Annotated in this window: 15 protein-coding genes; 8 read left to right on the top strand and 7 right to left on the bottom strand. The window is 41.1% G+C overall.

Going from position 1 to position 18768, the window contains the following annotated elements; translation table 11 throughout:
• Window positions 1-23 precede the first annotated feature (23 nt).
• From H6G59_RS06645 to pilM, 4 genes are all read right to left on the bottom strand, one after another.
• Entirely contained in the window at window positions 24-2456 is a 2433-nt protein-coding gene (locus H6G59_RS06645) for an AMIN domain-containing protein (RefSeq protein WP_190712646.1), read from the bottom strand.
• Between the two features lie 308 nt (window positions 2457-2764).
• A complete protein-coding gene (locus H6G59_RS06640) occupies window positions 2765-3541 on the bottom strand; it encodes a pilus assembly protein PilO (RefSeq protein WP_190712644.1) in 777 nt (258 codons plus the stop codon).
• Window positions 3538-4332, bottom strand: coding sequence for a PilN domain-containing protein (locus H6G59_RS06635; RefSeq protein ID WP_190712642.1), 795 nt, complete (start codon window positions 4330-4332; stop codon window positions 3538-3540). The genes H6G59_RS06640 and H6G59_RS06635 overlap by 4 nt, the downstream gene beginning before the upstream one ends.
• A 4-nt stretch (window positions 4333-4336) precedes the next feature.
• Entirely contained in the window at window positions 4337-5476 is a 1140-nt protein-coding gene (gene pilM, locus H6G59_RS06630; RefSeq protein WP_339327930.1) for a type IV pilus assembly protein PilM, read from the bottom strand.
• A gap of 143 nt (window positions 5477-5619) precedes the next feature.
• Here pilM and H6G59_RS06625 point away from each other — a divergent pair, with 143 nt between their 5' ends.
• Entirely contained in the window at window positions 5620-6918 is a 1299-nt protein-coding gene (locus H6G59_RS06625) for an ABC transporter substrate-binding protein (protein WP_190712640.1), read from the top strand.
• A 56-nt stretch (window positions 6919-6974) separates the two neighbouring features.
• Here the strand turns inward: H6G59_RS06625 and H6G59_RS06620 are convergent, their stop codons facing one another.
• From H6G59_RS06620 to H6G59_RS06610, 3 genes are all read right to left on the bottom strand, one after another.
• Window positions 6975-8234 (bottom strand): bifunctional folylpolyglutamate synthase/dihydrofolate synthase, encoded by a 1260-nt coding sequence (locus H6G59_RS06620; RefSeq protein ID WP_190712638.1) that lies wholly within the window; start codon window positions 8232-8234, stop codon window positions 6975-6977.
• 156 nt (window positions 8235-8390) lie between these two features.
• The gene (locus H6G59_RS06615) at window positions 8391-8516 is read right to left on the bottom strand and encodes a photosystem II protein Y (RefSeq protein WP_016950225.1); all 126 of its coding nucleotides are present in this window, start codon (window positions 8514-8516) and stop codon (window positions 8391-8393) included.
• Window positions 8517-8815: 299 nt separating this feature from the next.
• Window positions 8816-9337 carry a gamma carbonic anhydrase family protein gene (locus H6G59_RS06610; RefSeq protein WP_190712635.1) on the bottom strand — a complete coding sequence of 174 codons (522 nt, stop codon included), beginning with the start codon at window positions 9335-9337 and terminating at the stop codon, window positions 8816-8818.
• Between the two features lie 344 nt (window positions 9338-9681).
• On the opposite strand from H6G59_RS06610, the gene H6G59_RS06605 reads away from it, so the two are divergent.
• The 7 genes from H6G59_RS06605 to H6G59_RS06575 all read left to right on the top strand — a co-directional run bounded on the left by H6G59_RS06605 (window position 9682) and on the right by H6G59_RS06575 (window position 18742).
• A complete protein-coding gene (locus H6G59_RS06605) occupies window positions 9682-10194 on the top strand; it encodes a TIGR02652 family protein (protein ID WP_190712633.1) in 513 nt (170 codons plus the stop codon).
• A 200-nt stretch (window positions 10195-10394) separates the two neighbouring features.
• Window positions 10395-10829 carry a VOC family protein gene (locus H6G59_RS06600; RefSeq protein ID WP_190712631.1) on the top strand — a complete coding sequence of 145 codons (435 nt, stop codon included), beginning with the start codon at window positions 10395-10397 and terminating at the stop codon, window positions 10827-10829.
• Window positions 10830-11122: 293 nt separating this feature from the next.
• Window positions 11123-13933 carry a M16 family metallopeptidase gene (locus H6G59_RS06595; RefSeq protein WP_190712629.1) on the top strand — a complete coding sequence of 937 codons (2811 nt, stop codon included), beginning with the start codon at window positions 11123-11125 and terminating at the stop codon, window positions 13931-13933.
• Window positions 13934-14195: 262 nt separating this feature from the next.
• A complete protein-coding gene (locus H6G59_RS06590; protein WP_422601964.1) occupies window positions 14196-14594 on the top strand; it encodes a cupredoxin domain-containing protein in 399 nt (132 codons plus the stop codon).
• Between the two features lie 702 nt (window positions 14595-15296).
• Entirely contained in the window at window positions 15297-16124 is an 828-nt protein-coding gene (gene map / locus H6G59_RS06585) for a type I methionyl aminopeptidase (protein ID WP_190712626.1), read from the top strand.
• Window positions 16125-16646: 522 nt separating this feature from the next.
• Entirely contained in the window at window positions 16647-18044 is a 1398-nt protein-coding gene (locus H6G59_RS06580; protein ID WP_190712624.1) for an amidase, read from the top strand.
• Window positions 18044-18742, top strand: coding sequence for a Crp/Fnr family transcriptional regulator (locus H6G59_RS06575; protein WP_190712622.1), 699 nt, complete (start codon window positions 18044-18046; stop codon window positions 18740-18742). The genes H6G59_RS06580 and H6G59_RS06575 overlap by 1 nt, the downstream gene beginning before the upstream one ends.
• The last annotated feature ends 26 nt before the right edge of the window (window positions 18743-18768 follow it).

Raw genomic sequence — 18768 nt, 5'->3', positions numbered from 1 at the left:
ATCTCCCTATCTCCCCAAACAGTCTATTGTCTACCAGGAACCTTCAAACCCCGACGCTCAAGGATTTGCCGCACCTGTGGACTAGGATTATAGTTATAACCATAGCTGGAACGCTCAGAGTCATCCATTACCTGTGGTGTGAGCAACACAATCACCTCTCTGCGTTCATTAGTTCTGTTTGATCTTCTAAACAGGGAACCAATAAAGGGAATATCACCCAAAATAGGAATCTTGGTGATACTTGTCCGGTCTTGGTCTTGAATAATACCGGAGAGAATTAGCGTTTGACCATCTCGCAGACGAATTGTGCCGGAATTAAGGGAGCGTTCAGATACCAAGAAGATTGTTTGAGAGCCTGTACCAACGTTAATGTCTGCGGGTGCCTGAGGTGCTTTAACTACAGGTGCAACTGATAAGGAAACAAAACCGTTATCGTCAATGCGATCTACTTTTACAGCCAGGGTCAAACCCACATCTGTTTTTTCTGCTGTTACAGTTTGTGTAGTAGCACCATCACCACGAGTGATTTCGTTCTTGATGTTTCCTACTACTTCCTGAGTAAGTTTGACATTAGCCGTTTGACCTTCTTGAACGATTAAGCTTGGATCGGTCAAAATTTTAGCATTGCCACTTGTAACCTGAGCTTGCAAACTAGCTAAAAGACGTTTGGGGAATTGGTACAACGTGGGTAGCTCGTATGTGTACTCAGCAGGAGTACCAGGAGTTACAGTAGTTTGAAAACCAAATTGAGTAGGCTCCCCAGTAACAGGATCAATCGCAGTCGGGACAATTGCAGTTGTAGTTGTTCCTGGAACGGCTGGGGTAAATTCTGTTAGACCTGGTCGTGTAGGGTCAGTTTGTATCCCAGCACGGGGATTTAATGCACTTGTGTCATTAAAAATATTAGCGCCACTAAGTGGATTAATGGTAGTAGGTGTGCTAGTTACACTGTTTCTTGCTTCAGTGCTAGTAGGAGGCCTGGAACCACCAAAATTGAGACTGGCTGCACCACCATCAACAGAGAAGTAATTATTACCAATCCCAAAAGAAAAGCTGGTATTGTAAAGTTGCTCTCCCGACAGGTTCACATCAATAATCTTGACATTCACCACCACTTGACGACGACGGATATCAAGTTGAGTTAATTGAGTTGTTGCCATCTCAACCATTTTAGGAGAACCAATCAAAGTAATGGAATTGGTACGCTCGTCTCCTAATGCCTGTAAACCCCTCAATAAAGGTGTTGAGTCTGTATAATTAATGCGTTGAGTTTCAACTCTTGTTTCCGTTGTTGTTTGAGTTTGGGTAATAGGTGCTACTCCCGTACCTACTGGCACAGCATTGACACTAGTAACTTGTCTTTCACGGCTGACAGCACTTTCTGCACCTAAAGCCACTAAAAAGTTCAAAGCGACTCCCACCGTGACCTGATTCAATCGCAGGCTACGCATGACATTATCACGGGTGGAATTAGGCAGTTTAGTGCCGACAAAAATCGTCCTGCCACTGCGGTTCGCTTCTAAACCACTCAAGCGCAAAACGTAATTAAATACATCTTGCACAGGCTCGTTTTCTATATCTAGGGAAATTGTCTTTTCATTCCCAGCCGCTGCACCAGGCTGACCAGGCTGACCAGGCTGACCCCCAGCAGGTTGCGCTCCTGCTGCTTCGCTACCTACATAAGCTAAGTTAAGACCCGCTGCACGAGCCAGCAGCGATAACACTTCCCTGACTGGTGCATCTCGCAATACTAAACGCGGAACTCGTTCTTGAGTGCCTAAATCAATAGTAGTGGGAGAAGTATCGATGTTAGCTTGGGTAATATCTCCCACTGGAGGAGCAACTGCTCTGGGTAGGAAAGGAGGTGCTTGATTGTAAGGTTGATTGGAACCGGCTGGTTGTGCTGGTTTACCATCAATTGTGATTTCTGGGTTAGGCACTAATACATTCGGTTTTTTGCCAGACTCGACAGGAGTATTAGCTTGTGTTGTGGGTGCTGGTGCTGTGGTGTTTGTACTCGGTGTTACGGGTACCGCTGCTGCCGCGTCTGTGGATTGTGTAAAGCCGAGAGTCAGACTGTTATCTTGTCGCACTATGGGCTTACTAGTAGGGACATTATCGCTACCAGTTACTGTCACCCGGACACTATTGGCATCTAACTGATTAACTTCTACAGATACAATTCCCGGTGCGGGGTTTTCTTGCCGGAAACTCTTACCTTGGGGTAAACGCAGTTGCGTATTGATGATATCTGCAACTAAAGATTTGTCTCTTTTAGTAGTGAAAACCTGGGGTCTGTTACCGGAAGAAGTCTTTAAAATTACACTAATTCCCCCATCGGCGGGATTTAGTTGCACGTCAGTAATTTGACTTGTTTGTGCTAACACTGGTTGTGTTGCCAAAAGTACAGAAGAAGCCACACTTGATATTAAAACATTACTATGAACCTGTTTCACAGTTCATTCCTCACATTAAATAAAACCTTGTTTGTATGTCTACTAGTACAGCTTGGCGGAAATAAAACTACTATTCAAAATACTTAAAAAGCTCATACTATAAACTTTTTAAATTTTGAATTTTGTATCCTGTATGGAATCAGTAGGTTATATTTGGAATTCACGGCAGTACTAGCCTCTAACCTCTTTTTCATCAGTTCTGATGTACGCAGTGGATGAAGGTTATTTAACCAATCATCTGTAATTAAACTTGTCGTACATTGGATTTGCATTTAAGTTACAAATCAGCACTCAGAACTTGGTAATTGTTACTTCTGGGCTGGTGGTGCTGAAGCGGCAGCTACTTCTGCTGCTTCCTCTGGAGTCAATGGCATCAAAGCCTCTAAATCAAAGGAAGTTGCCAGTTTTCCTGGGCCAACCTGCACTACCTTCTTGTTTTCCTCTGAGTTTTGTATTTCTGGGGGAACTAATTTTGAGTCATAGTTTTTGACTAGCAACAAAGGCTGTAAACGCTCAATGTTACGCATAATCGACTGCGTTTGTTCAAAAGTTCCTTCAATTTCTACCTTGATCTTGCTGCGTTTGAGCTTATTGTTGACTTCGGCTCCTAAGCTATCATCAATAATTATTTCTGGTTTATCTCCTGATGGTACAAATTTTTTCAGTGTGGCTCTGACAGAATTGGCGGTAAATTTACCATTGCTAGCATCTATCAAACGACTGGTATCCATCAGCAACGTGGACAAACTTTTTTCGTTAGCAAATAAAGCTAAAACTTGGACTTGTTGCTGCTTGGCTTGGGCTAACTCCGCCAGTACATTGTCAATTTGTTGAGCTTGGAGTCTCTTTTGGTCAACTTCTCCTTGCAGTTGCTGACTTTTTGTTTGTTGCTGCTGATAGGTATCCCAAGCGGGCATGACCATGTTAAGTATCATGTAACCAGCCGCAAGAAACCCTAGTCCTCCGACTATACCGCCAATGATTGGTGCTGTTAAAGTTACGCCAAAAACAACGGGGTTGGATGATGGGGCATCATCGAATCCGTTAGCGTGTTGTGAAAAACTTAAATCATCACTCAGCGTCATTTGGAAATGACTCCTGTTTTTTGGATACTACGAAGTCTAGTCACTAATCCGACTGTGCCTTTTTGTTCTAACTCACGAATTAATTCAGATGCTGGTGTGGTACTCAGACCTGCCTTAATTGTGTATTTAACCACTTGAATTGGTTTAATTTTCACACTACTTTCATTAGATTGACCATCAGGTTGAATAGCACCTGTTTCTGGAGGTGCATCGATTAACTCTGCTGTGCTAATTTTACTTTCTGAGGCATTGACGAACTTGGACTGTCCCAGACTCAGGACGAAGTCGTTAACATCCCGAAAAGAGCGAGCATAGCCATTAATTTCTAAGCCTCCAGCTGGATTGCTGGGGGGTTTTCCTGGGGTGGCTTGGGTTTGAATAACAGGGGCGATTTGCTTGATATTGTCAATTTGGACATTTTTGGGAATGCGATCGCGCAAATCTTGTAACATTGCTGACCAAGGACGAATCTGATCAAACACAGTTACTAAAGCTTGTGTTTGCACTTTAATCCCTGTTGTTTCAGCCTTGATTTTGTTAATATTGGCTATTTTTCCATCTAACTCCTTATTTTCTTGATCCAGTTTTCCTATGAGTTGCTCTAACTCAGCGGTTTTCATTTGCAAAAACCATAAGCTACAGAATGCCAACGCAGGTAAAAACAAACCTACTCCAACTCCCAAATACACTGGTCTTAAATTTCCGAGTTGTATAGGTTGTCTGATAGGCTTTCCTGGGTCGATATCAACAGGTAAGCGGTCTTTGAGAAAATTAATATCCAGACTATACACTTTGTTAAACCTCCCGCATTCCTAGACCAAGTACTATTCCCAAGCCTGGGCGTTGCACTGATGGGTATTTTTCAGCTTCTACTTCCAAAGACAAATCCCTGATGGGATCTATTTGGGTGGTGGGGAAACCTAAACGTTGGGTAAAGAACTCATCTAGCTGTTGGAGTCCCCCCCCTGTTCCAGCTAGTAAAATCTGCGCTACTTCTAAACCTTCACTTTGATTGATGTAAAAATCGATAGAACGGCGCAGTTCGTCTGATAATTCCCCCAGCACTTTCAGCATGGGAGCCATTCCCGGATTAATCCCAGTAGTTCCGCTTTTGATCGCATCATTAGAAGTTGCCGGAATAGTCATTCCCATCAACATATCCATATCTCGTGATGTGGGTAAATTCATTGCCCTGGATAGAGCCGATTGTAGCTGATATGTGCCTATTGGCACGGTGCGCGAAAATTGCGGTACACCATTGATAATGATGGCAATTTCCGTACTGTCAAACTCAATATCAACTAACACTGCTGCTTCTTGAGGACCAAATAGTCTCAACTGATCACGAATAGTCCGAATGAGTGCAAAACTGTTAATTTCTAAAACATCAATTTTTAATCCTGCTTCTGTAAACGTATTGATATAGGTATTAGTTACCTCCTTACGAGTGGCAACCAAAAGCACCTGTACTTTTTCAATTCCATCTTCATCTACAAAGTACCCAAGTTTCTGGTAATCTACATCAGCCTCTTCTCGTGGATAGGGCAAATACAAAGCTGCTTCATGGTTGAGTACCATCTCCCGTAACTCTTTGTTATCCAATTCTGCTGGCACAGGGATAACACGTACAATAGCATCTCGCCCAGGGACACAAGTAGCAACGCGAGAAGCCTTGATTTTATTTTCAGCCATTGTTTGCTGAATGAGTTCCGCCATTCTTGGGGAATCATTAATTTGACCGTCGGTAATTATTCCCTCTGGGACTGGTACTGTTGTTAACGACTCTATTTTTAAGCCTTGACGTTGCTTGCGTAGCTGAACTATGTTCATTCGTTCTGGTGCAAGCTCAATGCCAATCCCTCTATTAGATTTCCCAAAGAGATTACCGATGTTGACGATATTACTGAAACTATTGAGACTATTGAGGACTTTCACGACAGTCTTACCTGCTACATTGCTAAATGAAAAATTTAAATCCTGTTCAAAACTAATTTAGTACTAAGTAATCTATATAGCCTATAATCTCGACATTTCTGCATAAGCTTTTCACCCTTTTCAATCGTAAAAATATTAACACGATGATTCAATTACGAAAATTCCAACAAATGACGGTTTGGGCATTAATTGGCTTACTTAGCAGTTGGGTAGTAAGTTGTAGTACAAGTAATGTTAATACAGCTACAAAACCTGCTGCTTCAGAAGCCGCAACTATTGAGTTTTGGACTATGCAACTCCAACCTCAATTTACCAACTACTTCCAAAGCCTCATTGCGACTTTTGAATCGCAAAACCCCAGTATCAAAGTTAAATGGGTGGATGTGCCTTGGTCGGCGATGGAGAACAAGATTTTAACAGCTGTCTCCGCAAAAACGCCACCAGATGTTGTCAACCTTAATCCAGATTTTGCCTCCCAACTTGCAGGACGAAATGCGTGGTTAGATTTGGATGCAAAAGTCCCAAAAGAGGTTCGTTCCTCCTATTTACCCAATATTTGGCAAGCTAGTACCCTCAATAGTAAGACTTTTGGGATTCCTTGGTACCTCACAACGAGGTTAACTATTTATAACACTGATTTATTAAAACAAGCAGGTATCAAGAAACCACCTGCAACTTATGCAGAAATAGCGCAAGCAGCACAACAAATCAAAGATAAAACGGGTAAATACGCATTTTTTGCCACTTTTGTCCCCCAAGATTCTGGTGAAGTATTGGAATCATTTGTGCAAATGGGAGTCACCTTAATCAATGCTGAGGGTAAAGCCGGGTTTAATTCACCACAGGGAAAAGCTGCTTTTCAGTATTGGGTAGATTTGTATAAGAAAGGATTACTACCTAAAGAATCATTGACACAAGGACACCGTCATGCAATTGATTTATACCAATCCGGTGAAACTGCGTTTTTAGCTTCTGGGCCTGAATTTTTGAAGACGATATCTAATAATGCGCCAAAAATTGCTCAAGCTTCAGCTATCGCACCCCAAATTACAGGTGATACAGGTAAGAAAAATGTCGCTGTCATGAATATAGTCATTCCCCGTGCCACTAAATACCCTGACGCAGCGGTTAAATTTGGTTTATTTGTTACTAATGATGAAAATCAACTAGCTTTTGCTAAAGCTGCTAATGTTTTACCTTCAACAATCAAATCACTTGCTGACAGCTATTTTAAAGAAGTTCCTAATAATGCCTCAACTGTGGAAAAAGGACGTATTATCAGCGCCCAACAGATGCAACAAGCTGAGGTTTTAACCCCAAAAATCAAAGACTTCAAACTCTTGCAAAAGGCAATTTATGAAAATATCCAAGCTGCAATGTTGGGTGAAAAAACGGTGGATAAAGCTGTAGAAGATGCAGCACAACAATGGGATAATCGGTAATTCGTAATTCGTAATTCGTAATTCGTAATTACTAACTGTTCCCTATTCCCTATTCCCTATTCCCTATTTCCTAAAAAATGACCGAGTAAATAGAGAGAACCAGATAAAACTACTAAATTATCTGTAGAGGTAAATGCAGCATCTAAAGCGGAGAATACATCTGGATAGGTGCTGCAAAAACCTAAATCTGGGCAAGTTTCTAGGGCTAATTTTCTTAAGTGATCAAGATTGGCGGAATTACTATCGGGAACTGGTACTAAATATAATTTATCTCCTCTTTTGAGGAGTGCTTGAAAAATATCAGCATGATCTTTAGTAGCCAGCATTCCCATTACCCAAGTTATATTTTGAGTATTGAGACTATCTACATAATGACGTAAAACTTCTGCTGCGGCTGGATTGTGTGCGCCATCAATTAATAGTTTATGGTCTTTCCAGGTAATCCATTGCATTCGGCCTGGCCATTTAGTTTTTTCCATACCGTTGACTATGGCTGTTTCAGAAATTTTCCAACCTTTTTGTTGCAATATTTCCAAAGCGGCTAAAGCCAAAGCTGAATTAGTTAGTTGAATTTGTCCTTTTAATGGAAGAGGGTATTTTATTAATCCTGCACTTTGAATTTTTTGATATTCTGCCCAATCTGTAGCTATGGGAAATCCTGGCTGAGGCATGACTAGAGGGCATTGTAATACTACGGTAAGCGATCGCACGACTGTTTGTGCCTCTGCTGGTAATTGACCTACTACTACAGGACATCCAGGTTTGAGAATCCCAGCTTTTTCTCTGGCAATATCTCTAACAGTGGGGCCTAATTGCTGCCAGTGTTCCCGACTGATAGAAGTAATTACTGTCACCAAAGGCTCAGAACAGACATTAGTTGCATCTAAACGCCCACCTAATCCGACTTCTACCACCGCCACATCAACTTTTTCTTGTGCAAAATATAACCAAGCCGCTGCGGTAATTACTTCAAACTGAGTAGGTGATTCTTCTTCAAAGTCAATAGCAGCTTTGACTTCTAGTATTAATTGACAAAAAACGTCTGTATTAATTGATTGTTCATTTATACAAATGCGTTCTGTCCAATCTACTAAATGGGGAGAAGTGTAGCGTCCTGTCCGATAACCAGCTTCAGTCAGTACAGAGGAAAGGTAAGCACAAACAGAACCTTTGCCGTTAGTGCCAGCAACATGAATGACAGGAACTTGGTGATGAGGATTTCCCAGATTTGCCAATAATTTGACAATGCGGGAGAGTCCCAGATTGACACCAAAGTGTTGAAAGGGTTGCAGTAAAGAGTCAATGCTTACAACCATAGGCGACAGGTGACAGGTGACAGGTGACAGTATATATTTTTCTGTTCCCCTTCGGATGATGCCTCCGGCTCCCGTCAGGGATACGCCAGTCGCCACAAGTCGGGAAACCCGCCCAAGGCGCTGGACTCACCTGTTCCCTGTTCCCTGTTCCCTTGATTAGGCTTCTTTGTTTAAAAAGTTTTGCACTTGTCTTAAAGCCGCAGCACCGATATTAAACACAGCCCAACTAGCAGCAATCACTACTGGTGCTAAAACAATTACTACACGGGTATCGATGTCCATATTAGAAGCCCTCTGTTAATTAGAATTTAAAGTTTTGTCAACAGTTCTCAATTTTTATTTTTAGCTTAAGTGGGGTATTTTTCCAACCTTAAGTGTAAAGAATAGTTAAGTCATTCATTGGTCATTGGAGATGTCTATTGGTCATTGGTCAAACAGGTCATTGGTCAAACAGGTCATTGGTCATTGGGAATAGGTAATTAAGTTATTCTTCATTTTCCCCGCGTCCCCGCGTCTCCCCATCACCCCATCACCCCATCACCCCATCACCCCATCACCCCATCACCCAAATACTCAGTCACTTAACTAAAACCAATATCAGTCCCTTTACCGGCGTGAACTAGGGCTAATTTATGGTACTTTTCGGCGTGTTCGATGAGTTCTGTTGCTTCGGTATCTGTGAGTTGACGGACGATTTTAGCGGGGATGCCTACGACTAGTGAAAAGGGTGGTATATCTTTGGTGACTACTGCGCCAGCACCAATGATGCTACCTGTACCAACTCTAACTCCACCTAAAATTATTGCGCCTATACCAATTAAACTACCAGATTCGATATGGGCAGAATGTACCACAGCACGATGTCCGATGGTGACATGATCTTCTAAGATTGTGGGACAACCAGGATCACCATGTAGAATGGCTCCATCTTGAATGTTTGTGCATTCGCCAATTTCAATGCGTTCTACATCCCCTCTAACAACGGCTCCATACCAAATGCTTACTTTGGCTGCAATGCTGACTGAGCCGACAACAACGGCGTTGGTGGCGATAAAGGCAGCTTGAGAAAAATCGGGAGATGTCCAGTAGGAAACAGTAGACACGATAGAATATTGATATGGTACCCAGGAACACTGGAAAAACTCCAACTTTTGAGGCTGGTCGCACAACCAGGATATCACAGCCATTTGGCCTCTGGGCTGAGGAAGGAACTAGTACAGATTGGCGGAATTAAAGACTAAAAATTAAAAATTAAAAAAGCAGATTACACAAGCTTTTTAACAATTTTTAATAGTAGCTTTGTTTTCGTCGTGTTTTACTAGTTTGCTCAGGCAGTAACCCCCTGATTGTGTGGAACAGTGAGCAAGTAATTAAAAGTAGCGGAGTTGGAGTGTAAAATTAACCCCAATGGTGCTGGTGAAGAGAAAACTATGTTTGTACGCACTTCATGATGAATCCAGCCTTGCAGTACCCAATATTTGGCCCTGAAATACAGTGTCCCCACTGTCGCCAGACTATTCCCGCGCTGACACTGACCGATACCTATCTTTGTACGCGTCATGGCGCTTTTGAAGCAGATCCGAAAACTGGGGAGTTGGTACATCTCCAGTCGGGTCGTCATTGGCGCAGATGGGATGGAGAATGGTATCGACAACATACTCATCCTGATGGCATTCGGTTTGAAATTCACGAAGCGTTAGATAAGCTATATACCCAAGGCTATCGTGCTACAAAGGTGATTATTGCCCGACGTTATGAGGAGTTGATGACGGGCTATCTAGAACGCAGTAGTCCTTGGCGTGCTGGACAACCAGAAGGTGCTTCTGCTCGTTTGTATGGCTTACCAGTTGAGTTTAGTCCAGATACTGCTGATGAACCTTGCTGGGAAGTGATTAATTTTGATTTGGACAAGGAGCTAGGTGTGCCGGTGCGTTATCCTTATTTCCGGCTGTTTGAGTAAGGAGTAGCGAGTACCGAGTACCGAGTAAGCAGTACCGAGTCTGGAGTGCTGAATGATCATAATTAGTAGTTGCTCTTAGTCAAAGGTATTCACCTACTTGTTTACAAGGAGCATTACTTGGTTCAAAACTATAATAAGGTAATTTGTGTTACTCGTTACTCAGCACTCGGTACTCACTACTCACTACTCACTACTGAATTATGCATCACGTTTCTATTCGGACTGGGAATATTCACCATGCGATCGCTTTTTATGAGCAGTTAGGATTTACGGTTGGCGATCGCTTCACTACAGGTTATACTTTAGCTTGTTGGATGGAAGGCTTGGATAGCCGCATTGAATTAATCCAAATTCCCCAGCCAAAACCAGCCCCTGATGCTTTTGCAGATGAGCATTATGTGGGTTACTATCATCTTTCCTTTGATTTAACTGATGTTACGCCAGATTTGTATGGTTGGTTGGAAAATTTAAAGGCGCGAATAGCTACAGTCAGTGATTTACAGCCTTTGAAAATCCTTTTAGAACCAACACAACAGCAAATAGGCGATCGCATTTTGGAAGTCGCTTTTATCGCTGATGCTGATGGTTTACCTTTGGAGTTGATCCGGTTTTTGTCGAAGCTGGGTAACTCGTAAAGAGGGAACTCTTAACTTCCCTTGCGTCCTCATCTCCGTGTCAGTTCTAATTACAAGTATTCATGCGAACTTTATATTAACAGTTTTATACTGTTGACTGAATTTTTAACAAAGTGTGGGGGTTTAATTCCCCTGTCTCTAAAGGCAGCAAGTTTTGTGTCGGGGTCTAAATCCCCGTTGCAAAACTTAATTACGAATTACGAATTAATTTAGTCGCTAATTTTCCAGAAAGTTTAAGCCACAGATGTATAGGTAAAAAAGTGTAGTCTTATTTACTTATATCTAAAAACTATATGTTTGTTATTTCGGTCTTCCATAGATATCGTGTTCCCCTATTATTGTTCATATTATCGATAATTGCAGCGGTTTTGTGGAAGCATACTTCTTCAATTAGCCAAAAATTAGTCAGATCCAACTGGGAACATTCTCAGCAAATTTTCGTAGAAAAAAAAACAAATAATCTCACCTTGACAAAAAATATTCAGAAGACAGTGCTGGAAAATGGTCTAACTGTCTTAACAAAAGAAGTACATAATGCACCAGTCGTAACGGTGCAAGTTTGGTATAAAGTTGGTTCAGGTAATGAAGAACCTGGAATAAATGGTATTGCTCACCAATTGGAACACATGATGTTTAAAGGTACGAAAAATCGTCCTATTCAATTTGGACAATTATTTAGTGCTTTAGGTAGTGACTCCAACGCTTTTACTAGCTACGATCAAACTGCATATTACAATACTGCGGAACGAGACAAACTCAACGCGCTGCTGGTGCTGGAAGCTGACAGAATGCAAAATTTGCAGCTTGATAACCAGCAATTAGCAAGTGAGAAGCGAGTAGTCATTTCTGAGTTACAAGGTTATGAGAATAGTCCAGCATACCGCATCAGACGCGCTGTGATGCAGTCTGTTTTTCCTGATCATGCTTATGGTTTCCCTACTGGTGGTACTCAAGCTGATGTGGAAAAATTAACTATTGAGCAGGTGCGGGAGTACTACCACAAATTCTACAATCCTGATCACGCAGTGTTGACGATTGTGGGAGATTTTCAAACTCAACCAACTTTGGAAACTGTAAAAGAGGTTTTTGGTAAAATCCCCAAAAGTCAAAAGTCTTCCCGCCTCTCCACTTCTCCACTTCCTCACCGCTTTACCTCATCTCCCATTGTCTTGCGAGAACCTGGTGCAGGCAAACTGTTACAATTGATTTATCCAGTCCCAGATTTAACTCACCCGGATATCCCGATGCTGGGTGTGATGGACTATATTTTAACTGGGGGAAAAAGTTCTTATTTGTATAAAGTATTGGTGGAATCGGGTTTAGCTACTGATGTTTCGGCTCGTGTCGTAACTTTGCGGCAATCTGGTTGGTATCATGTTTTGGTGACTGCTGCTGCAAATCAGGATTTATCAAAAATTGATGGAGCGATCAAAAGCGCAATTGCTAATTTCCCTAAAACTGGGGTGACACAGGAACAAGTTGAAGGCGCTAAAACTCAATTAATTGCATCCGTAATCTTAAATAGTCGGGATATCACTAGTCAAGGAATGCAATTGGCTAATGATGAGCTAACATCTGGTGATTATCGTTATACAGAACGCTATTTGGAAAATGTTCGCAAGGTAAAAGCGGCAGATATTCTAGCTGTGATTGACAAATATCTGAAGTCAGAAATGGGAACTGTGGGATTTTTTGAGCCAGATCAAAAGTCTTCAAAAGCGGTTAATCATCAAAATAATTCCCCAGCAACTCAGGAAAATTTGACTTCTGGAGTTTTTCTGACTGCTTCTGAGGTGAGGAAGTATTTACCTTCTGAAAATACTGCAACTCAGATTATATCGAATCAAAAATTACCACATAAGTTGACTTTGGTCAATGGTTTGCAGGTATTATTATTACCAGATCAAAGTAGTCCGACGGTGACTTTGAGTGGCTATATCAAAGCAGGGAAAGAATTTGATCCACATGATCAAGCTGGATTAGCGGCTTTGGTAGCAGATAACTTGATGAATGGTACGAAAACTAAAGATACTTTAGATATTGCCAAAGTTTTAGCAGCACGGGGTGCAAGTCTGGATTTTACAGCGCAGCGTCAAGGTGTGCGGATTCGAGGTAAGAGTTTAGCGGAGGATTTCCCGATTTTGCTGGGTACTTTGGCTGATGTTCTGAAAAATAGTACATTTAATGCTGGGGATTTAGAACTAACTCGTCAACAAGCTTTAAGTAAGGTTGATGTGGAATTGGATGATCCTGATGAAGTGGCTAACAGAACTTTCATACAATCTATTTATCCGCCTCATCATCCTTTACATAGTTTTGCCACTAAAGAAAGTCTACAGAAAATTACACGTGATCATGTGATTGCTTTCAAGTCTCGACATTATCGCCCAGATACGACAATATTAGCACTGGTGGGAGATTTTGATTTCGAGAAAGCGCATTCGCTCATCGAAACTGAGTTTGGTGATTGGCACGTGAGCGGAAATCCACCAATATTACAATATCCGCAAGTGGTAATTCGGGATCAAGGAATGCGTGTTAATCCGTTTCTTCCTGGTAAAGCCCAAGCGGTGACTTATATGGGTTATACAAGTATTAAACGGGAAGATGCTAGATTTTATCAAGCTTTAGTGTTGAACCAAATTTTGGGAGGTGACACTTTATCTAGTAGACTGGGAGCAGAAGTGCGCGATCGCTTGGGTTTGACTTACGGAATTTACAGCAACTTCCAGACTGGAAAGAATGCGGGGACGTTTTTGATTGAAATGCAAACCAATCCAGAAGATACTAATAAAGCGATCGCTAGTACCCGTAAACTTCTTAAGCAACTACATCAACAAGGTGTGACTAAACTAGAAGTCGAAAACGCTCAACGCACCCTGATTAGTAACTATCATATTTCCCTCGCTAAACCAGAAGAATTAACAGATACGATTGTTATGAACGAGGTATATGGACTAGATACTGTAGAATTGCAGTCTTTTGCCCAAAAAATCCAGAAAGTTACCCAGGCTGAAGTTAATCAAGCAGCCCGTGAGTTAATTCAACCTGATAAAATCGTGGTAGTAACAGCGGGGCCAGCAATTATGGCAGAACAGAGATGAGGTGATTGGGAACTAGGGATTGAGAATATGCTCAGATAATGGATAATGGTAATAAGCTAATAATCATTCAAATTGCATCACCGTGTCTCCCCTTCTCCGCGTCACCGCGTCTTTCTGAGGCTAGGGATTATGCAACTTAAAGACGGATTAACTTAGGTGTTACTGATAGATAAGGCAAGAAATGAGTAGTTTACTGACAAAAATTTCCAAACATCTATATTCAGTCTCTTATTTATTGACATTCCTGGTTTGTATCAGCTTCATGAGTGCAACTCCAGCAAGAGCAGCAAATTTATCGGGTGATATACTGAAACAACCAGCTACAGAAATTAAAGTCAGTTTGGGTAATGCCGCTGGTGAACTTATATTTGAGCCAAATCTTCTAGAATTACAAGCTGGTAAACGCTACAATCTCTACCTGAATAATCCTAGCCCTGTAAAACATTATTTTACGAGTAAAGATTTTGCTGATGCTATTTGGACACAAAAAGTCGAAGCAGGTAATGTCGAAATTAAAGGTGCGATTCACGAACTAGAACTAAAACCTGGTGCAGAAGCAGAATGGGTGTTTGTTCCTCTCAAACCGGGTAAGTATGGTTTACGCTGTACCATAGCCGGACACACAGAAGCCGGAATGGTTGGAGAGATTGTGATTAAATAGGGTTTGCTGATAGCGTAGCGTAAGCCATAAAAATCTTTTGATGATGACTTTGAACGTGAACATCTCATAAATCAAAGAAAAATGGAGCTTCTTCTTTCCGTTTCACTCCAGTCAAAATAACAAAATTGTTGTTGATGGTTGCCAAAATTATGAAGTGAGAGTGTTGACTGCAACCTGGAAACCTGATATAGTTTATCTTGATAAGGAAGAACTATCTGACAATATATAGAAAAAATAACAAGGATTTTTAATAAGATTCTATTTATTTTCAATCTTGTTAATGCTGATTAAGAAGAGCATCTATATTAAAAATTAATATATTAATCCCTTGGATTTTACTTAAGATTATCAAAAAAAAGTCAATAGGTCAATATCAATCGCTGAAAAAACCTAAACTCGTCAAATTATTGATATTGTTGTCAATAATATTGAGAATAGAGGTAAGTTATTGCTAAAAATTTAATTTTGTACAACTTTGTCAAAATAGAGATTGGAAAAACTTATTTATGGCAACGTACCACCAACAGAGTAAAGTTGGGTTGAGATTCTTTCTTGTGCTATTTCCTGTTCTCTGTCACCTGTGACCTGTGTTTCTCCAGAGGCGCAAAATAAGTTAACTTAAATATAGATATTTTTCTCAACTAAGCTTGACAACTAAATTGATACTTAGGCAGTCAAGCAGCAGCAATTATTAATTTTCCCATGAACATTTTCAGTAACTTGCTTTCTAAACCAGCCCAGCCAAAACCCGAAAAAAGACAACGCCGAGGAATTGAAATTAAATCGCCGCGTGAAATTGAAATTATGCGGCAATCAGCTAAAATTGTGGCAACCGTTCTCAAGGAAATTTCTGATCTAGTCCAGCCAGGAATGACTACGGCTGATTTGGATGCTCATGCGGAAAAACGCATCCGAGAAATGGGTGCAACACCTAGCTTTAAAGGATATCACGGTTTTCCGGCTTCGATTTGTTCTAGTATTAATAATGAAGTTGTACATGGTATTCCTAGTCCGAAAAAAGTGATTCGGGCAGGAGATGTATTAAAAGTTGATACAGGAGCTTATTATCAAGGTTTTCATGGTGATTCCTGTATTACAATCGCTGTGGGTGATGTGACTCCAGAAGCTGCTAGACTGATTCGCGTCGCGGAAGAAGCTTTATTTAAAGGAATCGAACAGGTAAAAGCTGGTGTACACTTAGCAGAAATTGCAGGTGCGATTGAAGACCATGTAAAAGCTAATAATTTTTGTGTGGTAGAAGAATTTACTGGACATGGTGTTGGTCGGAATTTGCACGAGGAACCTGCGGTATTTAATTACAGAACTCGTGATATCCCTAATGTGAAATTGCGCTCAGGGATGACTTTAGCAATTGAGCCAATTTTAAATGCTGGTTCTAGATTCACGCGGATTTTATCTGATAGGTGGACGGCTGTAACTGTTGATAATGCTATATCTGCTCAGTTTGAGCATACGGTGTTGGTGACAGATACAGGTTATGAGATTTTGACTGATAGATCGCAAGTTTAATAACCTAATATCCAGATACCCGACTGCTCAAATAAATCGGGTATCTATCTCCTGAGAAATTAACTAAAAATTAAATAAGTTTAAGAATGCGATAGCGTAAGCGCTGACTTGTCAGTTTGCATTTTTTTGTGTCTTTAGACATAAGCATCTGCAAACGATAACTTGCTAAAAAGTAGAAGCGATATGAAAACTCTAAATTAATAATTATGAAATATACAAAATGTATGACTTCTGTCTAGATGTATTAAAACTTATATAGGAATCATAAATGATATTTGATAGCTTGCGTGGCGTAGCCATAAAATTTTAAGTAGTATAGGTAGGGCTATGCCTTACAGAACCAGGATATCGTGGGTAATGCCCACCCTACGTAAAATTTCAAAAATCAAATATTAGTCCTATAGTTGCTAAAAATGTAGCGGTTGTCAGTTGGATGAGAACAGACAGTGATCATAAAGCTTAGATACAGCAAGACTTTCAACCCTATTCCCTATTTCCTATTCCCTATTCCCTACAATAACAATGAATGAAATTGATTTAGCTTTTACTCCGGCTTTAGAGTTAGCGCAATTAATCCGTCGTCGGGAAGTGTCACCCCTGGATTTGGTAGAAATATATTTAGAACGGATTGAACGCTTAAATCCCCAACTGGGAAGTTATTTTACGGTAACGGCAGATTTAGCTGTTGCTGATGCTAAAGCCAAAACAGAATTACTCACAACCACCTCAGAATTACCACCATTTTTTGGTGTGCCGATTTCTATTAAAGACTTGAACGCCTTAGCAGGTGTTACTTGTACCTACGGAAATCCAGCATTAGTCAATAATATCGCTAACTACGATGATGGGGTGGTAACGCGGATTAAACAAGCTGGATTTACGATTCTTGGTAAAACTGCAACTTCCGAATTAGGTTCCTTTCCCTACAGTGAACCTGCGGGATTTCCCCCAGCGAGAAACCCTTGGAATTTGGAATATACTCCTGGTGGTTCTAGTGGTGGTGCAGCCTCATCGGTAGCAGCGGGATTAAGTGCGATCGCACAAGGTTCCGATGGTGGTGGTTCAATTCGTGGCCCTGCGGCTTGTTGTGGTGTGGTGGGCATCAAACCAGCGCGGGGAAGAGTCACCAAAGCACCTGTAGGCGATCGCTTGGGGGGAATCGCTGTTAATGGTCCAATCGCCCGCACAGTGGCTGATGCAGCGGCTATGTTAGACGTTATCTCTGGCTATTTTACCGGTGATCCTTATTGGTTGCCAGATCCTGAACCCTCATTTCTGGCTGCAACTCAACAAAAAACCGATAATTTAAAAATTGCTTTTAGTACCAGCATTCCTCCCTTGGGAACAGCAGACGCTAATTGTCAACAAGGGGTTTTGCAAACAATTAAGTTACTAGCACAATTTGGACATCAAATTGAAGAAAAATGCCCAGATTTCAGCGGTTTAGTTGAACCATTTCAAATTGTCTGGCAATCTGGAATAGCAGCAGCAGGTCTTCCAGCAGAAGCGTTGCAGCCAGTGAATCGCTGGTTATTAGCTAGAACCAGTTCTGTAGCTGAATATCTGCAAGCAGTTGCCAAGATGCAGATAGTTTCACGGCAAATTATCGCCTTTTTCGATACTTTTGATGTGCTGGTATTGCCAGTTTATTTGCATTCTCCAATTCGCGTCGGTGAATGGGCAAATTTGAGTCCAGAAGAGACATTTGAAAATATTATTAACTGGGTTGCACCTTGTCCTGTAGCCAATGCAACTGGATTACCAGCTATAGCCATTCCTGTCGGTTTTGATAATAATGGTTTACCTATAAGTGTGCAGTTAATGGGTAAACCAGCCGCTGAGTCTACTTTAATTAGTCTCGCAGCCCAATTAGAAGCCGCTAATCCTTGGATTCAAAATCGTCCCGCATTTGCCCTATAATGCAGGCTTCCTTAGCACAAATAGCCCAAATTCAAGTGTTTGCAGATTTAGAAACCACAGATCAACTAAATCTGCAACCTTATACTGTAGTGAAAAGTTATGAAAAAGGGGAGATAATTTTTCATGAAAGTGATTCCTTACCCGCTAAATTATATGCTGTTGCCAGTGGTGTAATTAAAGTTAGTAAAACAGCAACCACAGGTAAAGAAACAATACTTCGCAACTTAGGAACTGGGGAAATTTTCGCCGCACCTGCATTGTTAGGTAATGGCATTTCTCCAGCCACTGTCACCGCTGAAACTGATTGTGAAATTCTCACCGTCGAACGAAATGCTTTATTAACAGTGATTCAACAAAAGCCTGATATTGCTTTGCGAATGTTAGTCGTTTTCAATAACCGCATTCAGCAATTACATGAAACAGTTCACGGCTTAGTTTCCGAAAGGGCAATTATTCGACTTGCGAGATTAATTCAATATTTTGCAACTACATCGGGAACCGAAACCACGCCAAAAGGTGAAAGGTTAAAAGAAAGTTTATCTTATTATCGCATGGCGCGAAGTATTGGCATTACCTATGAAGAATGTGTGCGGTTAATTAAAAGTATCAACTCTACAATTGCCTATCATCGAGGTGGAGAAATCACAATAATTGATATTCATAAATTAAACGATATTGCAGATGGAAACATTGAGTAGGGTGGGCATTGCCCACCAAAACAATT

Source organism: Anabaena lutea FACHB-196 (assembly GCF_014698305.1).
Lineage (GTDB): Bacteria > Cyanobacteriota > Cyanobacteriia > Cyanobacteriales > Nostocaceae > Anabaena > Anabaena lutea.
This window is presented reverse-complemented; position numbering and strand designations above follow the sequence as displayed.